The sequence below is a fragment of the Dysgonomonas sp. ZJ279 genome (assembly GCF_011039205.1).
GTDB lineage: Bacteria > Bacteroidota > Bacteroidia > Bacteroidales > Dysgonomonadaceae > Dysgonomonas.
In genome coordinates this window covers 189,957-212,033 of the sequence record NZ_JAAKEL010000003.1, presented here as the reverse complement: position 1 = coordinate 212,033, position 22,077 = coordinate 189,957, and the positions used below count along the sequence as shown (strand labels likewise).

Sequence of the window (22,077 nt, the reverse complement as noted above, 5' to 3'; positions counted from 1 at the left end):
GTGATGCTAAAATATCCTTCACTCTTTACATTTATAATTAATATCCTCATATTCAACATAGAACTGAATGGAAATAAAAGCAGTTATCTCGCGGATAATATCTTCATATAAAACATCGATCGTCCTGCTTCTTATCTATGCTGTAGGGCTAGCATTTGCCACCCTTTTCGAAAAACATTTCGGCACGCTTGCTGCAAAGATGATGTTTTATTACTCTCCGCTTTTTCTTTTATTACAATTCTTTTTAGTTATAAATCTTGTATCTGTAACCATAAAATACAGGCTTTATAAAACAAGTAGCTGGGGGTTTATAGTTACTCATGCTGCCTTTATTATAATTCTTGCAGGTGCGCTTACAACCCACCTATTCAGTGAAGAGGGAACTATCCATATTCGCGAAAATGAGACGAGCGACCGCATGCTTATTCAGACTAACAGAGGTGACAATTTTCATACACTACCATTCAGTCTCGAACTTAAAAAATTTACATTAACACGCTACCCCGGTTCTTCAAGTCCATCCTCTTTCGAAAGCACACTTATAATACACGTAGATGGCAAATCGGAAGAAAGAAAGGTATCGATGAATAACATTCTCGATATAAAGGGATACCGTCTTTTTCAGGCTTCGTACGATACCGATGAAAAGGGAACTGTATTATCTGTCAATAAAGATGTTGCAGGGCGTAACATCACTTACACGGGCTACTGCATGCTGGTGGTCGGTTTTATTCTTTGCTTTGTTAGAAAAGATTCCCGACTTCGCCAATTAAGCCGGCGTTTAAAACAATTAAAGAACACTCCTGCACAACTATTTTTGATATTAATACTATCTACTATTTCATTATCAGCAAATACACATAAAGACTCATCTAATATTGTAGATGCACTTCAAAAGAATAAAGCAAGTGTCGAACATGCAGCCCTGTTCGGAGCGTTGCCTATGCAATCGCGTGACGGACGTATGGAACCGATAAATACTTTTTCGTCCGAAATTCTTCGTAAACTGCATAGTTCAAATACGATGGGCGAACTCAACTCCGATCAGTTTCTTATCAGTTTACTGACCTTCTCCGAAATGTGGATACATGTTCCATTTATTTCAAACAAAAATAATGATATAGCTGCTTACTATAAGCTGACAGAGAAAGAACTCGCCTATATCGAATTATTTGACGAAAACGGTAACTATAAGCTGCAAGACAAGTTGGAAGAAGCATTCAACAAGCCGCAGAACATGCGTAATAAGTTTGATAAAGACTTGATAAAACTAGACGAGCGTGTAAATATTTTTCATCAGTTGGTTAATTTCAAAATGCTGAATATATTCCCAAAAGAAAATGATCCTAATCACAAATGGTATTCGCCGGGTGATGATCTTTCTGAATTCCCGACGAAAGACTCTGTCTTCGTTTCAAATGCGATGACACAGTATCTTAAGAATGTTCAGACAGGTCTACAAACAGGAGATTGGGAAAAAGCAGAAGAAATGCTTGTCAAAATCAATATTTATCAACAGGAAAAAAGCAATACATTAGAAATCAACCAAAAGAAAATAAAAGCGGAAGTAACTTATAATAATCTCGATATTTTCCGCCTCTGCAAAAAGTTTTATCTGATATTAGGCGGAATCCTGTTAGCCATATCGTTTACATCATTCTTCAGAAAACAGAAATGGGTAATATGGACTACTCGATTCTTGACTGCTGCTATTTCTATTTGTTTACTTTTCCATATTTTCGGTATGGGTATGCGATGGTATATTGCAGGCTATGCACCCTGGAGCAATTCGTATGAAACAATGATATATGTGTCTTCGATATGTGTACTGGGCGGATTGGTTTTCGTTCGCCAGAATCCAATAATATTTGCATTGGCGACTTTGTTCGGAGGAATTATTCTTTTTGTTTCGGGACTTAACTGGATGGATCCGCAAATCAGCCCTTTAGTTCCTGTACTTAAGTCACCGTGGCTGATGATACATGTAGCTGTTATTGTTGCTGCTTATGGATTTTTCGGCATCAGTTTTCTATTAGGAATAACCAACACGGTTATGCTGTTAATCCAGAAAAAGAATAAATCATCCGTTTTATCTAATAATATCCAAGAGTTTAGTATTGTAAACGAAATGTCTCTTCTAATAGGCATCGCACTTATGACAATCGGCACATTTCTTGGCGCCGTATGGGCAAACGAATCGTGGGGACGCTATTGGGGATGGGATCCTAAAGAAACATGGGCATTGATAACTATTGTCGTTTATGCCATAGTTACCCACCTGCGTTTAATTAAACAATGGAATAAATTGTGGTTATTTAATCTCTTATCTGCCATCGCTTTTCTAACAGTGCTTATGACTTATTTCGGTGTGAACTATTATCTGAGCGGGATGCATTCTTACGGGTAATGAAAATAATTTGTAGCTTGATAAAAGCATAAAAGAAAAGCGGTTACTATTCGAATAGTAACCGCTTTTCTTTGTGTAGCGAGACGGGGAATTGAACCCCGGACCTCATGATTATGAATCATGCGCTCTAACCATCTGAGCTATCTCGCCAATCTGCATTAGCGGTGACAAAAGTAGAAGATTATTTTTGATAAAACAAGACCTACATGCAAAAAAAGAGAAAATATTTACTAATCACATCATAAATTCCTTTTTATCACAGTAAAAACTACTAATAAAATTTAAGTCCAGCATCTTTCACCTAATTAATGAGCCTTCACATTCTTCTTTTTACTACTTTTGTACTTGCAAAATGAGAGATAGTTAATGCTAAGATTAAAACGGCTATATTCCTTTATACTTCAGACATTCTTCCCCGTCTTTATGATGACGTTTGTCATCTGTCTGTTTATTGTATTGATGCAGTTCATATGGAAATACGTCGAAGACCTTGTTGGTAAAGGACTTGATAATCTTATTCTGGGCGAATTATTCTTTTATGTATCCTTAAGCCTTATTCCTTTAGCATTACCTCTATCCATATTACTAGCCTCTCTTATGGCCTTCGGTAATCTTGGTGAACGGATGGAGTTGCTCGCGATTAAAGCCGCAGGAGTGTCCCTTCTCAAGATCATGAGACCTCTGATTGTATTTATAGGGTTTGTTGCTGTCGGAGCATTCTTCTTTCAAGACGAAGCAATGCCTCGTATCAACGTAAAATCAAGATCGTTACTTATATCTATAAAGCAAAAATCGCCCGAACTTGAAATCCCGGAAGGGTCGTTTTATAGTGGCATAAGCAATTATAGCCTGTTCGTTAAGAAAAAAAATCCTGAGACAAAAGTTTTATATGATGTAATGATCTATAACACGTCCGAAGGATTCGACAACATGGCTGTATATGTTTGTGATTCTGCACAAATGCGAACATCATCGACCAAAGACTTCCTTGTTCTCAATTTATATGACGGGCAACAGTTCTCTAATTTCCAACAGCCCGGAATGGACAGAAATAAAGCGAGAGATAATAAGTTCAGACCATATCTCCGTGAAAATTTCAAAAAGAAAGAAGTTATCATCCTCTTCAATACTGATTTCAACCGTATGGAGGAATCGGCTTTAGAAGGCACCCAGATATCTAAAAACATTGCACAGCTAAGCCACTCTATCGACTCGATGAGCACACAGCTAGATAGTCTGAATGTTATAGATAGAAAGACTATGACAGAGCAAATTTATCTGTCTTATAGACAAAACCAAATGCCACCAACTGCAAATAGGGACGTAGTTGGGCAGCCGATAGAAGAAAAGAAAGAAGAAACAACGGATAAAATAAACTTCGATTCACTATTAAGTACTTACAAAGACGTCGATATGATTCGTTTTACAAGTACCGCATCGAGCGAAGCTGAAAACACAAAAAATACATACCTATTTCAATCGATGGCAAAGATTGACTTACAAAAGAAAATACGATACCATCAGATAGAATGGCATCAAAAATTCACCCTTTCGTTTGCCTGCCTTGTCTTTTTCTTTATTGGGGCACCACTTGGGGCTATTATTAGAAAAGGAGGGCTAGGGATGCCGGTAGTTGTCTCTGTCTTGTTATTTATTTTTTACTACATTATCAACAACATAGGCTACAAAATGGCAAGGGATGGTGTGTGGGAAGTATGGCAAGGTATTTGGCTCAGTTCGTTTGTTTTATTCCCATTAGGAGTATTCCTGACCTATAAGGCGATGAACGATTCTGCATTGTTTAACACAGAAGCCTATGGCAAATTTATACGTGCAGCACTTCGTATAAAACCAAAAGTAGAGACTAATGCCGAAAACGAAATAGATGTTAGCAAGATCCCTGCTTTGTCGGAATTGAATACAGATCCCGAAATACTTGAGAATCTAAAATCGCTCGACGAATCAAGACTAAAAGATATAGCCAAAAATCACCAACAGTATGGCTACGATCAGAATACACTAGAGGCTGTATTAAGTATACTGAAAGAACGAGGAGCCAAATTCTTTGATATCAAAACGAAGAATCTGGATTACAATGATGCAATAGAAAAATTAAATTATTTTCTAAAAAGCTCTCTGATTACCCTTCTTCTGTATATATCCGAAATAATTCTATCGATAGTTGTGGTTATAACAGGATGGGATATTATTGAATGGACTGCTATAATTCTATCTGTAGCGTATTTCATATTCTATATTAAATCATTAATTCATTACTTTGACTATTATAGAGCTATCGACAGGAAAGTAAAGAAAAGTCAGCCCGGTATCTTGGTTATAGCATATCTCTTCTACCCTGTAGGATATTTTTTATTGAAAAAAGGAATGAAAGAAGACATAAATAGCATAAAATGGTGATACCTTTAAGGTAAAATATAAATAATAATTAATCATGGATAAAATAAAACTGGATACAATCGAAGAAGCCATAGACGCTATAAGAAATGGTGAATTTGTAGTTGTAGTAGATGATGAAGATCGTGAGAATGAAGGCGATCTTATCATTGCAGCAGAAGCTATCACGCCTGAGAAAATAAACTTTATGGAAACGCATGCCAGAGGTCTTATCTGCGCTCCTCTTACAGGAGAGCGTTGCGACGAATTGGATCTACCAATGATGGTAACAAGCAATACATCGACACATGCCACTCCATTCACGGTATCGATAGATTTACTTATCAATGGCTGCACAACAGGTATATCAGCATACGACAGAGCGCAGACTATTCTCGCTTTAGCCAAATCCGAAACGAAACCCGAAGATTTTGGTCGTCCGGGACATATATTCCCTCTTCGTGCTCGTGAAAAAGGTGTGTTAAGCCGTGTTGGTCATACCGAAGCAGCGGTCGATCTAGCTCGTTTGGCTGGACTATATCCGGCAGGCGCACTTATCGAGATAAAAAAAGAAGATGGAGAAATGGCTCGCTTACCAGATTTGAAAAAATTTGCGGACGAATTTAACCTGAAGCTTATCTCTGTTGCAGATCTAATAAAATATAGACTTGAAAGAGAATCGATTATAGAAAAAGGGACGGAAGTAGACATGCCAACCGAACACGGGCATTTTCATCTGATTCCTTTCAAACAAAAATCGAACGGACTAGAACATATAGCCTTGATAAAAGGAACTTGGGAGAAAGATGAGCCGATATTGGTACGTGTTCATTCATCGTGTATGACTGGTGATATATTTGCTTCGAAGCGTTGCGAATGCGGCGACCAACTGCACAAATCGATGGAGATGGTACAAAAGGCCGGAAAAGGAGTTATAGTTTATCTCAACCAAGAAGGAAGAGGCATTGGTCTAATGGCTAAAATGCAAGCATATAAACTGCAAGAAGAAGGCTACGACACTGTGGATGCAAATCTTCATCTCGGATTCAATGCCGACGAGCGCGACTACGGTGTTGGAGCGGCTATCCTTCGCGAAATAGGCGTTCGTAAAATGAGATTACTGACAAACAATCCGATAAAACGTAAAGGGCTGGAATCTTTCAACTTGGAAGTTGTGGAGAATGTCCCAATCGAAATAGTACCCAATAAATATAATTCTTTCTACATGAAAACAAAGAAAGAACGTATGGGACATGATTTGCACAATATAGACTGAATAAATATATAGATTAACAATAATAATCACTGGAAATGACACAAGTTTCAACCCGTATAGCGAGCCTGGCAATCTCTGAGACGTTAGCGATGTCTCAAAAAAGCAACGAATTAAAAGCACAAGGCATCGATGTGATCAACCTTAGTGTAGGTGAACCCGATTTCAACACCCCCGATCATATTAAGAGTGCTGCAAAGAAGGCTATCGACGATAATTTTTCGACTTACTCACCTGTTCCCGGATATCTTTCATTGCGCCAAGCAGTATGCAAGAAACTGGAAACAGAAAACGGACTTAGTTTCAAACCCGAGCAAATTATTTGTTCGAACGGAGCGAAACAAGCGGTTTGCAATGCCGTACTAAGTGTTGTGAATCCGGACGATGAAGTTATTATTCCTGCTCCATGCTGGGTAAGCTACATCGAAATGGTGAAACTAGCCGAAGGTAAAAGTATTGTTATTAAAACAGGAATAGAACAGGATTTTAAAATAACTCCGGCTCAACTGGAAGCTGCAATCACGCCTAAAACAAGAGCTATCATAATTTGCTCGCCATCTAACCCTACAGGAAGTATTTATTCTAAAACAGAGTTAGAGGGTCTGGCAAATATATTGGCAAAACATCCGAATATTATAATCATCTCTGATGAAATATACGAACATATAAGCTATATAGGCAAACACGAAAGTATTGCCCAGTTTGAGAATGTAAGAGATCGTGTAGTGATCATCAACGGTGTATCTAAAGCATATGCTATGACGGGATGGAGACTTGGCTGGATGGCTGCTCCACAATGGATAGCTTCGGCTTGTAACAAGTTGCAAGGTCAATACACATCGGGAGCATCATCGATCGCTCAGAAAGCAGCAGAAGCAGCTTATCTTGGAGATCAGACATGTGTAGAAGATATGCGCCTCGCATTTATGCGCCGCCGCGACCTGATCGTGAAATTGGCTTCTGAAATAGAAGGATTTAAAGTAAATAAACCCGAAGGTGCATTTTACTTATTTCCAGAGTGCAGCTACTATTTCGGTAAGTCATACAACGGGAGAATAATCAATACTTCTGCCGACTTAGCTATGTTCTTATTAGAAGAAGGGCATGTAGCTTCTGTAGGTGGTTTAGCATTTGAAGCACCGAACTATATTCGTTTCTCGTACGCTACTTCCGACGAGAATATCATCGAAGCAATGAGACGTGTGAAAGAAACGTTGGTAAAATTGAAATAAGCCGAATCATTAGCCCTATTTATAAAGAAAGCCGCTTAGTTAGTTCTAAGCGGCTTTCTTCTTGATATATCGTATATTACTTCTTCACACCATTTCTCTCCAATAAAGCATCGATAGTAGGCTCTTGCCCTCTGAATTTGACATACAAACTCATCGGATCGGCAGTATTACCTTTTTGCAATATATTCTCCTGAAAGGATCGAGCGGTTTCTTTATTAAAGATACCTGTTTCTTTAAACAAGGCGAAAGCATCGGCATCCAATACCTCTGCCCATTTATAGCCATAATATCCGGCAGCATAACCACCCGAAAATATATGACCGAACGAAGTAGACATACAAGCACCGTCTACGGTAGGCAATAAAGCTGTTTTGTCCATTGCATTACGTTCAAAAGCTATTACATCACCTGTGTAAGGTTGATTAAGCGTATGCCAAGCCATATCTAAAAATCCGAATGATAATTGGCGGTAGCACCCGTAGCCGGCATTATAATTAGCTGCATCTACAAGTTTTTGAACTAAATCGGCAGGAATCTTCTCTCCTGTTTTATAATGAATAGCAAAACCATCTAGATATTCTTTCTCGGTTAACCAGTTCTCCATTATTTGCGATGGTAATTCTACAAAATCATGCTCGACATTAGTACCCGAAAGTGTTTCGTAAGTACATTCTGTCAACATTCCATGTAATGCATGACCAAACTCATGAAGGAAAGTTTCTACCTCATCGAAAGTAAGAAGTGCCGGTTCTGTTTCAGTAGGGCGGGTAAAATTCATCACAATAGACACATGCGGACGAGAATCTTTTCCGTCTTTCTCTTTGTACTGACCTTTAAACTCGGTCATCCATGCACCCTGTCTTTTACCTTCGCGCGGATGAAAATCGGTAAATAAGACAGCAACAAAATTTCCTTTATCGTCTACTACATCGAAAGCCTCAACTTCTGAATGATAAACCGGTATTTGAGTGTTTTTCTTAAAAGTTATTCCATACAAGCTGGTAGCAAGTCCAAATACGCCTTTCTTTACATTCTCCAATTCGAAGTAAGGACGTACCATTTCATCGTTTACACTGTATTTTGTATCTTGTAGTTTTTCAGAATAGTATGACCAGTCCCAAGGTTGAAAGTCAATTGCTTTTCCTTCAAATCCTACCGCATAGCCTTCCACTTGCTTCACATCACTATGAGCAGCAGTAGCATACGCATCGTAAAGCTTATTCAACAGGTCGAAAACATGCTCTTTGTCTTTCGCCATCTTGTCGCGTAGTACAAATGTTGCATAGTCCGGATAGCCTAGCAAGTTCGCAATCTGCATACGGGTTTTAGCGATTTCTTTTACATTTTCCTGATTATCGAATTCTCCGCCTGATACGCATTTAGTTGCGTAAGCCATATATAATTTTTGACGAAGATCGCGACGCGAAGAATACTTCATAAATGCAATATAGCTTGGTGCAGACAGATCGAACATCCAGCCCTCTTTATCCTTCGATTTCGCCTTAACCACCGCTGCATCTTTAACGCTCTGAGGCAATCCTGCCAAATCAGCTTCGTCTGTGATTATCATTTCAAATTTATTAGATTCTTTAAGAGCATTTTGCCCGAAGTCCAGAGTCAACTGGTTTAATCTGGATGAAAGCTCTTTGTATGTATCTCTGTCTTTGCCTGTCAAGGTCGCTCCCCTACTTTCGAAACCCTGATAGATTTTCTCCACTAATCGGATTTGTTCAGGATTAAGACCAGAATCTAAACGTTTATCATAAACAACTTTTATTTTCTGGAACAAGCCTTCATTCAGATTTACGTCATTACTGTGAGCTGATAGTTTAGGTTGAATACGCTGTGCTATTTCAAGCATCTCATCGTCACTCTCGGCACTAAGCATATTGAAAAAGACTGATGCTACACGAGTCAGAAGGTCGCCTGATTTTTCGAAAGGCAGAATTGTATTTTCGAATGTTGGAACTGCTTTGATCATTACAATCTTATCGATTTCGGCAGCGTGGTCTTTTATACCTTTATCTACAGCCGGCTCGTAATGAGCATTCTTTATTTTATCGAAAGGAGGTGTTCCATGAGGCGTTTTATATGCCGAAAAGAACGGATTTTGTGCTTGCATTGTTGTTATTACTGTTATAAATAATAGAATGGAAAAAAAGATTTTTTTCATACAATATTTAGATTTTAATTTATATAACTATATTATTTCCATTGAGTTATTTCTTCCACTGAAAAGCGGATAGAATTGTTGCCTTCTTCGGCTGCCTTACCTATCGATAAAAGTAGAACCGGGATATAACGTTTTATGTCTAAGCCCAAAGCTTCTGTCAACTCTTTCCTTTTATATCCTCCAATAGGGTTCGTATCGTAGCCATATCCTTTGGCTGCAAGCATTAGTTGCATTGTTACAAATCCACAATCAATCAACAATGAATTCTTTATAGACTCGTCCGTTATGTCTGCTCTATAACTAGTCATCATACCCATCATCTGGTCTTTATACTCTTCTGTCATTAGATTTTTATCTACATTGGCAGTCAGAATTTCATCTGCATAAGAGAAATTATGCATATCTCCGAAAACTGCAATTACAGCAGATGCTGTTGCCGCTTGCTCCTGATTAAAAAGCATATATGGCTTTATTAGTTCCTTGCCCGCAGGCGAATCGATGACAACAAAACGCCAAGGTTGAAGATTAAATGATGAAGGAGCAGTCATTGCATCCTGTAAGATGCTATACATTTCCTCCCTCTTAATCTTAACCGAAGTATCATACTTTCTTATAGATGTACGCTTCTCCATCACACTATTAGCTGGATTGGCTACTTTCTTTATTTTCATATTAATAATATTGAATTATTGTAAAAAACAAAGATAAGAAAGTAATCTAAATAATTATGTCACTTATAAAATTAGAAAAGGGTGTATCATTAGTAAAAATACATTGTAAAAGTATTACACCTTTTTGTCATTCCGAACGGAGTGAAGAATCCTGACTCTTCATTGAGAGATCCTTCTCTCCATTCAGGATGACAGAATCATACAAAAAGTTGCTTGTGACATACCCTCTTGTAGCATCTATCTGCATTATCAAACGATTAATGCCATGTAGGTATTTCTAAATCGTCTTTACTTGGCAATTTAGGGAATTTCGCATGTGGTTCTGACTGATACCAGAAAGATACTGACGAGATATCCGATTTCTGATTATTATATCTGAAATCGTGCCTCCATCCCAAATCCTGAATAGTCACTTTCAGATCTTTATCGAAGCGTATCGGATCGAGTATGTGCCAACGATACAAACCGAATGCTGTAACTGCATTATATAACCCATCGGGACGTATTACCTGATGCATCCCTGCATAAGGCGTTGTAAATTCTTGATACTGGCGGGTCTTTCTATTTTCGAAATTGTACGATCCACAGAAATAATCTTCTGCGCCTGTTCCGCAGATAGTAGGATACTCTTTATCACCATCCATATAAAACTTGATTTCACCTTCGCCCCACCAGCAATTGTCATTCACACGCCATGCCATATAAGTGCCTACATAGTGTCCTTTTCCTTTTATTCCATCTACGAGAGTATGCAACGAGCCTTGTGTGGGGTTAGAACGTCTGAACTGAGCATGAAAATATCCTTCGTCTTCAGGCACATCTGTTAATGTATAATTTATTTGATAGTAAAGACGCATTTCTTCTTTATGGTTTATGTTCTCCAATGTTATGCGGGCTTTTTTTCTGAATGGCATTTTCCAGTAGCAATTAAAAGCGCTGCCCGGATTGACACATATCGCCAAAGATGATAATTGTGCATACTGATTGTAAGCACTTGCGAAAAAATCACCTATAGGACATTCAACCGAAGGTTCTTTTTCGTCGTCCCAATAGATACGTAAGATAGAAAAGCGCCAGTTACCCGTAGGAGTCATCCACATTTGTTGGATAGCACCCGGGCCTTCAATCTCTGCAATAGTCATAGTTTCACCCGGATTGACGATGATAAAGGGATTAACTTTCCATCCTATGCCCAAATCTTGTGCTGCTGCCCACGAGTTAGCCTTATTCCTTTCGTCTTTATCCTTTACAGGATCGGCCTTCCCTCCCTTACCTTTTTCGCCTGTGAAATTTTCAGGACTGATAGACCTTGTCTTCGCATCCGACAGACGGGAAAGGGTTCCCATATTCATATCCAAACCATTAAAAGGATGATTTTGCGCATGCAGTGATAGTACGCAAAAAACAATCAGAATTGTTAAAAAGATTTTTTTCATAATATATATATTTAAGTTAACATGCTCGAACCCATCAAATAAACGAAATATAATCACAAGCAGATGAGCCTTTTATTTATTATTCGCAGCATGCATAAAACAGCCAAGCTCATTAAGCGTTATAAAATATTGAATAAAACTTAGATTATCTGTACTTTTACATTTTTTATTATACTTTTTCAGTATTTGAGCGTTATAATTAAAAACTACTATGTGGTATCTAATATCAAATATCGCAAAATAATTTTTCAAACAACCTTTAAGTAAATTTGCAATAATTCAAAAATCGATGAACAATAGCCTCAATTTTTCTCTAAAACATTCAAGCAAAATTGATTCTTATATAGCCATTATCATATTTTTTGCAATGTCTTTTTTTACAATGACATACATTTCCCAATTACATTTAGCAAAAGATACTCCCTTTCATTTAGAACGGTTTACTGAACTAATGCTGGCTATCGAAAATGGCAATTACCCTTGGTACATAAATTATAATGGTCTCAATGGCTTTGGCTATTTTCTAAAAGCCTTTTATTGTGATATCACGCTGATACCTTTTGCTCTCATAGCACTCATATCAAATATCTATATAGGATACAAAGCACTCATATTCACAACCATGTTCTTATCTGCTACTTTCATGTATATAGTAATGAGGAAAATAACATCCAATCACATAATGGCTCTCATTGCAGCCATTTTATTCGGGTTTAGTGCTTATTTCCGCTATCGTTTATTAATAAATGCTTCTATTTCGGAACCTCTGGCTTTCGCATTCGTCCCAATTGTTTTTTGGGGCTTCTATGAAATAATAATAGGAAATGTAAAAAGATGGGCTATATTGAGCATCGGATACACTCTGGTTCTCTTCACTCACATGTTATCTACTCTTTTGATTACTGTATTCTTAAGCCTTATAGGATTGTTGTATATAAAAAAAATTATAAAAGAACCTAAAAGACTCCTGTATCTGTTATATGCTAGTGTCGCAACTATTTTACTTAGTGCCATATTTTTATTCCCTTTTTTAGAGCAATATTTCGCCAACACGTATTATTTCCAAACCTCAGGTGTCATACTACCTCAACTGCAAGGTATATATACATTTTCTAAGTTGATCGAATTTATGTATAGAGGTACAACTGCTCTCGATACTATACCCGAATTTTCCATAGGGGTAATTATTACATTTTCTTTAGCTATGCGCTTATATATTAAAGGAAACAGCAAAATTATCCGCCTAGCAGACATACTAACAGGTATAGGTATATTTTTTATTTTAATGACATTAAAAGGTGTTCCTTGGAATTTTCCTCCCTTCATTTTTCTAAATTCGCTGCAATTTACATGGAGAATATATTCTTTATCCGTTTTATGTTTTTCAATTGGGTCCTCTATTTACATAGGTACTGTTATCGACAATCTTAATTTATCTTACCACCGCTCATATGTTATAGTCGGATTTATTATAATCACCAGTTTGTTCATTATAAAATCCGAAAGTGATCAATATACCGAATACAAAAAAGATTTTGAGAAGCTCGATTATCGCTATAATGCCAAAACATTTAGATATGTGGGTTCGGAATATGTGCCAAGCAATTTAAATGACTTAAATTATATTTTTCAAGAGTCTAATTCATTCCCAAAAGTTCTTAACGCTGATACTGAAATAAATAATTACATAAAAAACAGAGGAGATATAAGCTTTTCTATTACAAATACAAACAAAGATTTTATAGAATTACCCCTATTATATTACAAGGGATATAGATTTGAAAAACAAAACGGAGCATATTTACCTATCAGCCAAAGCAACAATGGGTTGGTACAAATAGAAATATCCCCTAATGCAACCAGTCAAAAAATAAAAGGATCGTACAAAGGCACACTAATACAGACTATCAGTACTATCGTTTCCACATTAAGTTTCTTAATTCTTATTGGATGGACAGTTTATAAAAGGCGATAAAAAAGACAGAATAAGCTATCTTTCTCAAAAAAGCACTATGATATTGATATATTATCCTAATACATCTAATCATAAACAACCCTTCCAAAAAGAAGAAGGAATAGCACTACAACTTATAAAACTCATTAAGTGTTATAAAATATTGAATAAAAGCTATAATATCCGTACTTTTACATTAATTATTATACTTTTTTTAGTATTTAGGCGTTATAATTAAGAACAATAAATAATTAAAGCTACACTAACCCATACAGTGATAGCTTTATCTTTGTGTTCAAAAGTAATAAATTAGGTTTAAGATTTAGATTCACCATGATTGATTATATAAAAGGAGAAGTTGCGGAGCTAACGCCTGCATCTGTGAGTTTGGAGGCATACGGTATTGGTTATTTCATCAATATATCTCTCAATACATATACCTGCCTTTCGGGCCAAAAAAATGCAAAACTGTACATTCATGAGGCTATCAGAGAAGATGCCTACCAACTGTTCGGTTTCTTCGAGAAGCATGAACGCGAATTATTTACCCTCCTAATCAGTGTATCGGGTATAGGGGCAAGCACCGCACGGATGATTTTGTCGTCAATGAATCCACAAGAACTTACCTCAGTAATAGCATCGGGTAATGCCGATATGCTGAAAATGGTAAAAGGAATCGGGATGAAAACGGCTCAACGTGTAATTATTGATTTGAAAGACAAAATAAAAACAACCGGAACAGACCAAGTTGCCATGTATGCATCTTCGAGCCCGGTCAGCGAAGAAGCCATCGCAGCTCTGGTTATGCTAGGTTTTTCACAACAGGCATCTCAAAAGGTTGTGGTTAAGATATTAAAAGATAAATCAGATAGTAGTGTAGAACAAGTTATCAAGCTGGCATTAAAAATGCTATAATCACCGTTTATTGGGTTGAAAAGGTACATTAAATATTTACTTATAATTACGCTCTCAATAAGCTCTATTAGTTTGCTCTCCGGCATTTCCGGCAGGGTGGATACTTCTTTATTGCTATCCGAAGAACCTTTCGCCATCCCATCAAACGATACTGCACCACGATTCCCTGTAAAAAAAACTCAGATATCTACGTACGACGATCTCAATAATAAGTCTCCTATCGATCTCAAAGATCCATCGAATGTCCAAACTCGTGTCGATTACGATATAGATTCAAAATATTACATTATCCGCACCAAAGTAGGGGATCAAATTATATCGACTCCTTTTTCGTTAAGTGCCGACGAATATATGAATCATAGCTTGAAACAGTCTATGGCAGATTATTTCAGAAGGAAGAATGCGCTTAGCGAAGACGGCAAAAGCGTTGATGATGGAGAATTTTCATTAAAAGACATAAAAATAAATATTGGTCCTGCTGAAAGATTATTCGGTCCGGGAGGAGTAAAGATAAAGACGCAAGGCTATGTAGAAACATCGATGGGCTTTAGGCATACTTACAATGATAATCCTACATTAGCAGAGCGAAACAGGAGCAGAACAGCTTTCGATTTCAAAGAAGATATACAGATGAATGTATCGGCATCTGTAGGTGAAAAAGTAAATTTCGGCATGAACTACGATACAAAGTCGATGTTTGATTTCGACTCTAAAAGAATAAAGCTTGGTTACGATGGTAAAGAGGATGAAATAATAAAACACATCGAAGCTGGGAATGTAAGTATGGCCACAACAAATTCCCTTATTGGAGGCAACACTGCATTATTCGGGATACAAACAGAACTTCAATTCGGAAAATTACGCGTAAATACACTTGTCTCACAACAAGAATCACAATCAAAATCGATCAGTGCAAACGGTGGTGTGCAAACAAATAGTTTTGAGTTTAATGTAGACCAATACGATGAAAGCCGCCATTTCTTTTTAGCACATTATTTCCGGGATAACTATGATAAAGCGATGAGCAAGATTCCTTTTGTGTTATCGCCGATAACAATTACACACCTCGAAGTTTGGGTTACCAACAAGCGAAGTGATTTCACTCAAGCGCGTAACATCGTTGGTTTTGCTGATATTGCTGAACACAAAGTAATAAAAAATCCTACAAGATGGACTCCAACAATCGGAGCACCTGACGTACCTGATAATGGAGCTAATAATCTATACTCAACCGTTACCACTGCCCCCTATTCGGCAGCACGTAATATCAGTCAAGTCAATGCTATATTCAACGGATTCATAGAAAGTGGATTAGATTATGAACAAGTAGAAAGTGCACGACTCTTAAACGAATCCGAATACACATTTAATCCCCAATTAGGATATGTCTCTTTATCATCGGCATTGCAACCGGACGAAGTTCTGGCTGTAGCCTTCGAGTACAAAATGAACGGTAATGTTTATCAGGTAGGAGAATTTGCAACAGATATAGTAGACCGGTACGATGCCAGTAACCCGCGATCTGGGGCACTATTCCTTAAGTTATTGAAGCCTGTAGGATTTGGACCACAGACTTATACATGGGATCTGATGATGAAAAACGTCTATAGCATCGGAGCAACCAACATCCAAAAGGATAAATTCAGAATGAACATATCGTATCAATCCGATTCGATAGGAACATTTATCAATTATTTACCGGAAGGCGATATTCGGAATCAATTATTGTTGAGAGTCATGAATCTGGATAGGCTCGATGTTCGAGACAACCGCAACCCCGACGGAATTTTCGATTATATAGACGGATTCACTATACGATCGGAAAATGGACGAATATATTTCCCTGTTGTCGAACCATTTGGTTCACATTTAAGAAAAGAAATAAATAACCCTGCAATTGCCGACAGATATGTTTACCAAGAATTATATGACTCGACGAAAACGATAGCTCAACAGATTGCCGAAAAAAACAAGTTCAAAATATCCGGTTCTTACAGAGGTTCTGCATCTAATTCAGACATAAACCTGAATGCAACAAATGTACCGCAAGGCTCAGTCAAGGTTACTGCCGGTACTGTTACGCTAACGGAGGGGGTCGATTATATCGTAGATTACATGTCGGGGATAGTAACCATCATCAATCAGAATATATTAGATACAAATACACCAATACAGATTTCACTCGAAGACCGTACATTCAGCATGGAGCGGAAAACACTCTTGGGTCTGAACTTAAGCTACGACATATCTAAAAATTTCAATGTAGGCGGTACTATTATGCACCTTTCGGAAAGGCCATTAACAATGAAAACGGAACTCGGTAATGAGTCGGTCAAAAATACATTATGGGGACTAAATACATCTTATAGAACTGAATCGCAATGGCTGACTAATCTTGTAGACAAACTACCGTTCGTTAATGCAACCCAGCCTTCTCAGATAACATTTAATGGCGAATTTGCACAAATGATCGCAGGGCATTACGAAAATAGAGATCTCGGAGCGCACTCCTATCTCGATGATTTCGAAACATCCGAATCCAGAATAGATATCAAAAGCCCCTTTGGATGGACATTGGCATCGACCCCTGCCGACAAATCAGGAGACGCGCTATTCCCCGAAGCTTTGCTCAACGATGATGTCCGATATGGCATGAATAGAGCCATGATGTCTTGGTATATGATTGATGGTATATTTACACGTAGAAACTCGTCACTTACACCTCTGCATATCAAAAATGATAAAGATCAACTATCTGATCATTTTGTACGCGAAATATATCTAAGCGAAATATACCCAAACAGAGACGTACCATTTAACGAGGCTGCAACAATTCCGACGCTAAATCTATCTTATTACCCGAATGAAAGGGGGCAATATAACTTAGACGCAACAAATATAAATTCGGATGGAAATTTATTAAATCCGAAAAAACGTTGGGCAGGTATTACTCGTAAAATGGATGTTCGGGATTTTGAGTCAGCTAATATCGAATATATCGAATTTTGGTTGATGGATCCTTTTGTATATAACGATACCGCCGCCGTGAAAAACAATGGAGGAGACTTATATATAAACTTGGGTGAGATATCGGAAGACGTTCTAAAAGATGGTAAAAAGTTCTACGAAAATGGTCTGCCTATCAATGACGATCCTACGGCATACACAACCACTGCATGGGGTAAAGTGCCAACACGGCAATCTACCGTTTACGCTTTTGATGACAGCGCAGGTGACAGCGGACGTAAAAAACAAGACGTCGGATTGAACGGATTAAGTGCAGAAGAAGAAACAACATTCGGAGCTTATCGCGATTATCTGGAAGCCTTAAGAAGTAAACTTTCACCTTCGGCATTGGAAGCAATGCAAAACGATCAATTTTCACCTCTAAACAGCCCATCGAAAGATAAGTATCATTTCTACCGTAGTTCTGATTACGATCGGGATGAAGTAAGTATCATCGACCGATATAAATTTTATAACGGAACAGAAGGAAACTCCCCTACTACCAGCGGATCGGATGAGAGTTTTGCTACATCAGCACGTGTATTACCCGATGTGGAAGATATCGATCAGGATAACACCATGAATGGAAACGAAACCTATTTTCAATACAAGCTTCGATTGACACCCGATTCGATGAAAGTGGGAAAAAATCATATCATAAATAGCCGCGAAGTCACAGTGCCTCTGCGCAACGGCACACCGGGTACTGTAACCTGGTATCAATTTAAAGTCCCTGTTCGACAATACGATAAGAAAATAGGAAATATACCAGACTTCCGAAGCATCCGTTTTATGCGCATGTTCTTAACAGGTTTCGATCAGACAACGTTCCTTCGCTTCGGAACATTTCAACTTGTCCGTGGTGATTGGCGCATCTATGAACAAACATTGAATAAAAACGATATACCCGAAGGTAATGGTGCGGTAGTTATTTCTACTGTCAATATCGAGGAAAACTCCGACAGGAAACCCGTTAATTACGTTTTGCCTCCGGGACTTACACGCGAACTCGATCCCGACCAAACACAATTGACCAGAGAAAACGAACAGGCACTATCCCTTCAGATTTTAGATTTGGAATCAGGCGATGCTCGCGCTGTATATAAAAAAGCATCATACGACTTCAGACGTCATAAAAGATTACAACTGTTTACTCACGCTGAAGCTCTCGTTGGAGATAATACGCTCGCCTATGGTGAATTGACCGTATTTATTCGTTTAGGTACCGACTACAAGAATAATTACTATGAGTATGAAATACCACTTACAATCACTCCTCCGAGCAGTGACTATCGCTCTAACAGTATTACTGACCAATATGCAGTCTGGCCTCAAGATAATATGTTCGATTTCAAACTGGATATACTTAAAGATTTAAAGCTGAAACGAAATAAAGAAAAACGAAAAGAAGGATCAAACATTTCATTCACCAAAGTTTACTCGGATTATGATCCGGACAAACCTAACAATAGAGTCAGCATTATAGGTAATCCCTCTCTGTCGGATGTACAAATTATAATGATTGGTGTACGTAACAATTCACGTCTCAATAAATCGGGAGAAGTATGGGTCAATGAGCTCCGACTAACGGACTTCAATGAAGAAGGCGGATGGGCAGCCCAAGGAAATCTCAATATAGCACTTTCCGATTTAGGAACAATTAATCTCTCGGGAAGAAAAGAGACTGTCGGCTTTGGAGCATTAGATCAAAGTTTAATGGAAAGGCGACTCGACGATTATTACATGTACGATGTAACAGCCAATGTAGAACTAGGCAGATTCTTACCTGAAAAAGCGAAGGTGAGTATACCCTTTTATTATGCTTATTCTAATCAGACTACAACCCCGAAATATGATCCGTTCGATCAGGACGTAACATTGAAAGAGTCGCTAAGTATAGTTGATAGCAAGATAGAAAAAGACTCCATAAAAAGTTTGTCTCAAGAGAAAACAACAACCCGAAGCGTCAGCCTGAATAATATCAGAGTAAATATACAGAGTAAGACTCCCATGCCATACGACCCTGCAAACTTTAGTCTGGGATATACCTTCAATCAAACGGAATTTAAGAACCCCACTACAGTTTATGATGTGAGTAAGAATTATAAAGCAACGTTTGCTTATTCATACTCTCCTCTGATGAAAACTTGGGAACCATTCAAAAATTCGAAAAGTAAATCGGGATCTGCCAAGTTTGCAAAATCGATTGGATTCAATTATCTGCCTAGCAATATTGCTTTCAATTCTAATATGACACGCTATTATACGGAAACACTTTTACGTGATGTCGACAACTATACTATAGGCGAAAATGCAAATCAGAACCAGTTTCTGGCGTGGAGTCAATCCTTCTACTGGGATCGGGATTTCAACATCAATTGGGATCTTACCCGTAATCTTAAGGTAGCATTCCAATCGGGAACGAGAGCCGAAATAGAAGAACCATATTTACAGGTAAATAAAAGGCTCAACAGAGACGATTACGATATATGGAAAGACTCTGTTATGCAGAGTATAAGAGACCTCGGAAACCCTCTGTCATATAAACAAATAGCGAGAGTTACCTATCAGCTTCCATTCCGAAATATACCTGCTATGGATTGGGTTACAACCAATCTGACATATACAAGTGCATATCAATGGGATCGTGGAGCAGATATAGATAGTGTAGAGATAGGAAATACGATTAATAATAATATAACTATTGATATCAACAATCGGTTCAACTTGGTAAGTTTATACAACAAATCGGGATTTTTGAAGAGAGTAAATGAGCGATTTGATAGTAGAAGGAGAGCCCAATCTCCCAGCCAGCAACGGCGAGAACAAAATAAAGAAGCCCAAAGGCGACGATTCACCCAAGAGGTAACACTAAGAACCGATACGACTATTACTATTACCCACGGGTTAGGGACAAAAAATATTGAACTAGTAGCCAAAAAAGACGGTCGTCCTTATAATATCAAATTCAAGAAGATTGATGAAAATTCGATACGAATAAATAATAAAGATTCGGCAACTGTCCAGATTAATATTGTAAATAAAATAAAAGAACCGGGAGAGGGAATTTGGAAAGATATTGCCGAATATTCTGCACGGGGTCTGATGTCGTTCCGTTCTATAGGTATTAACTATTCGAGACGCAAAGAAACATTTATATCCGGCTATAGTCCTCATGTGGGCGATGCTTTTGGTCAGAAAAATACAGAATATGGATTAGCTCCCGGTCTAGGTTTCGCATTTGGTTTTGAAGGTGGAGACGATTTCATTAAAAAATCTTTAGATCGCGAATGGCTCGTAATAAATAGCGACAATATTCTTCCTGCGGTTTACAACAATTCGAACAAACTGGAAATAAGAGCTCAACTTGAGCCATTTAAAGGCATGAAAATTGAACTGAATGCTAATCGTGAAAATAACGAGCGTTCGGAAATACTGTATATGTTCGAAGGTTCACCACGCACACTAGGTGGCAGCTTTTCGATGACAACAATCGGGCTTTCAACTACATTGAGAAACAGTAGTGCTAAAAACGGCTATCAATCAGATGCTTTCGACAGATTTTTGGCAAATAGAACTATTATAAGAAACAGATTAGAATCAAAATATGACGGCTTACCCTATCCTACCGGAGGCTTTATGACCGACAAACCCGGATTTATAGGAGAAAAATACTCAGCAGAAAATAATCTTGTTAATATTAATTCGGGTGATGTGCTTATCCCTGCATTTCTTGCAGCATATACAGGCCAGAATGCAAATAGTGTTACACTATCTGCATTTCCATCATTGTTATCCATGTTACCAAACTGGACGATATCGTATGACGGGCTATCTGAAATACCTGCCATTAAAGAAAAATTCAGATCGATACGCTTCAATCATTCATATTCTTGTTTCTATCAGGTAGGCAGCTTCAACTCTTTTGCTACATGGCAACAAGTGGATGACGATTTAGGCTTTATTCGTGATGTATTAACAGGAAATCCCGTACCTTCGTCGCCCTATAATATTGCGTCGGTAGGAATATCCGAAATATTCAATCCTCTCTTTGGTGTAGAAGGGATATTGAATAATAATATGTCTATCAATTCTCAATTTAATAACATGCGGACTCTCAACCTGAATATGGCATCATACCAAATAATAGAATCAATCCAGAAGGAGATCGTTGTGGGCTTTGGCTATCGCATCGACGAATTTAACCGTGTTATAGGGCTTACGTCTAAAAGTTCAAAAGATTTCAACAACGATCTTAACATAAAAGCGGACGTATCGCACAAAACCAGCCAAGCTCTGATAAGAAACATCCAAGAGCAATTTACTCAAGCCACCAGCGGTACCACAACAGTTACACTAAAGCTATCGGCAGACTACACATTGAGCCGTTCACTGACTCTAAGAGCGTTTTTTGATAGAATAATGAATAATCCTCTTATTTCTTCTACAGGATATCCGACAACAAATACTAACTTTGGCATTAGTCTTAAGTTTACTCTAATACAATAAAAAAATCTTAATATACTTGCGTAAGAATAATTATTATTTTAAGTTTATTTTCTCAAATGTTAAACAAAAATCCACATTCAATTGTTAAATATCTAATTACTGTAATG

10 protein-coding genes and 1 tRNA gene are annotated in these 22,077 nt (G+C 37.8%); 7 read left to right on the top strand and 4 right to left on the bottom strand.

The features are described from left to right. Window positions 1-67: 67 nt before the first annotated feature. Window positions 68-2,407, top strand: coding sequence for a cytochrome c biogenesis protein CcsA (gene ccsA / locus G7Y57_RS06250; RefSeq protein ID WP_165021347.1), 2,340 nt, complete (start codon window positions 68-70; stop codon window positions 2,405-2,407). A 76-nt stretch (window positions 2,408-2,483) separates the two neighbouring features. Here ccsA and G7Y57_RS06245 read toward each other — a convergent pair. Next, window positions 2,484-2,557: transfer RNA gene (locus G7Y57_RS06245), tRNA-Met, on the bottom strand. Window positions 2,558-2,773: 216 nt separating this feature from the next. On the opposite strand from G7Y57_RS06245, the gene G7Y57_RS06240 reads away from it, so the two are divergent. From G7Y57_RS06240 to G7Y57_RS06230, 3 genes are read left to right on the top strand one after another with little or no spacing between them, the layout of a single operon-like run. Next, window positions 2,774-4,825 (top strand): LptF/LptG family permease, encoded by a 2,052-nt coding sequence (locus G7Y57_RS06240; RefSeq protein ID WP_165021346.1) that lies wholly within the window; start codon window positions 2,774-2,776, stop codon window positions 4,823-4,825. Between the two features lie 34 nt (window positions 4,826-4,859). Continuing rightward, the gene (locus G7Y57_RS06235) at window positions 4,860-6,077 is read left to right on the top strand and encodes a bifunctional 3,4-dihydroxy-2-butanone-4-phosphate synthase/GTP cyclohydrolase II (protein WP_165021345.1); all 1,218 of its coding nucleotides are present in this window, start codon (window positions 4,860-4,862) and stop codon (window positions 6,075-6,077) included. Window positions 6,078-6,112: 35 nt separating this feature from the next. After that, a complete protein-coding gene (locus tag G7Y57_RS06230) occupies window positions 6,113-7,306 on the top strand; it encodes a pyridoxal phosphate-dependent aminotransferase (protein WP_165021344.1) in 1,194 nt (397 codons plus the stop codon). 76 nt (window positions 7,307-7,382) lie between these two features. Here G7Y57_RS06230 and G7Y57_RS06225 read toward each other — a convergent pair whose 3' ends face one another. The 3 genes from G7Y57_RS06225 to G7Y57_RS06215 form a co-directional block, all read right to left on the bottom strand. After that, window positions 7,383-9,479: a M3 family metallopeptidase gene (locus G7Y57_RS06225; protein WP_165021343.1), complete on the bottom strand. Its 2,097-nt coding sequence runs from the start codon at window positions 9,477-9,479 to the stop codon at window positions 7,383-7,385. Window positions 9,480-9,511: 32 nt separating this feature from the next. Further along, the gene (locus G7Y57_RS06220; RefSeq protein ID WP_165021342.1) at window positions 9,512-10,150 is read right to left on the bottom strand and encodes a nitroreductase family protein; all 639 of its coding nucleotides are present in this window, start codon (window positions 10,148-10,150) and stop codon (window positions 9,512-9,514) included. Between the two features lie 257 nt (window positions 10,151-10,407). Next, the gene (locus G7Y57_RS06215; protein ID WP_165021341.1) at window positions 10,408-11,586 is read right to left on the bottom strand and encodes a glycoside hydrolase family 172 protein; all 1,179 of its coding nucleotides are present in this window, start codon (window positions 11,584-11,586) and stop codon (window positions 10,408-10,410) included. A gap of 382 nt (window positions 11,587-11,968) precedes the next feature. Between G7Y57_RS06215 and G7Y57_RS06210 the strand changes: the two genes are divergently transcribed. From G7Y57_RS06210 to sprA, 3 genes are all read left to right on the top strand, one after another. Then, window positions 11,969-13,561 carry a 6-pyruvoyl-tetrahydropterin synthase-related protein gene (locus tag G7Y57_RS06210; RefSeq protein WP_165021340.1) on the top strand — a complete coding sequence of 531 codons (1,593 nt, stop codon included), beginning with the start codon at window positions 11,969-11,971 and terminating at the stop codon, window positions 13,559-13,561. Between the two features lie 312 nt (window positions 13,562-13,873). After that, entirely contained in the window at window positions 13,874-14,455 is a 582-nt protein-coding gene (ruvA, locus tag G7Y57_RS06205; protein ID WP_165021339.1) for a Holliday junction branch migration protein RuvA, read from the top strand. Between the two features lie 72 nt (window positions 14,456-14,527). Then, the gene (gene sprA, locus G7Y57_RS06200; protein ID WP_255491354.1) at window positions 14,528-21,970 is read left to right on the top strand and encodes a cell surface protein SprA; all 7,443 of its coding nucleotides are present in this window, start codon (window positions 14,528-14,530) and stop codon (window positions 21,968-21,970) included. Window positions 21,971-22,077 lie beyond the last annotated feature (107 nt).

What these genes read in the sequence shown, in the direction of transcription:
- G7Y57_RS06235 (WP_165021345.1), top strand. Translation starts at nt 4,860, where the DNA reads ATGGATAAAATAAAACTGGATACAATCGAAGAAGCCATAGACGCTATA.
- ccsA (WP_165021347.1), top strand. Translation starts at nt 68, where the DNA reads ATGGAAATAAAAGCAGTTATCTCGCGGATAATATCTTCATATAAAACA.
- G7Y57_RS06210 (WP_165021340.1), top strand. Translation starts at nt 11,969, where the DNA reads ATGACATACATTTCCCAATTACATTTAGCAAAAGATACTCCCTTTCAT.
- ruvA (WP_165021339.1), top strand. Translation starts at nt 13,874, where the DNA reads ATGATTGATTATATAAAAGGAGAAGTTGCGGAGCTAACGCCTGCATCT.
- G7Y57_RS06220 (WP_165021342.1), bottom strand. Translation starts at nt 10,150, where the DNA reads ATGAAAATAAAGAAAGTAGCCAATCCAGCTAATAGTGTGATGGAGAAG.
- G7Y57_RS06215 (WP_165021341.1), bottom strand. Translation starts at nt 11,586, where the DNA reads ATGAAAAAAATCTTTTTAACAATTCTGATTGTTTTTTGCGTACTATCA.
- G7Y57_RS06225 (WP_165021343.1), bottom strand. Translation starts at nt 9,479, where the DNA reads ATGAAAAAAATCTTTTTTTCCATTCTATTATTTATAACAGTAATAACA.
- G7Y57_RS06230 (WP_165021344.1), top strand. Translation starts at nt 6,113, where the DNA reads ATGACACAAGTTTCAACCCGTATAGCGAGCCTGGCAATCTCTGAGACG.
- G7Y57_RS06240 (WP_165021346.1), top strand. Translation starts at nt 2,774, where the DNA reads ATGCTAAGATTAAAACGGCTATATTCCTTTATACTTCAGACATTCTTC.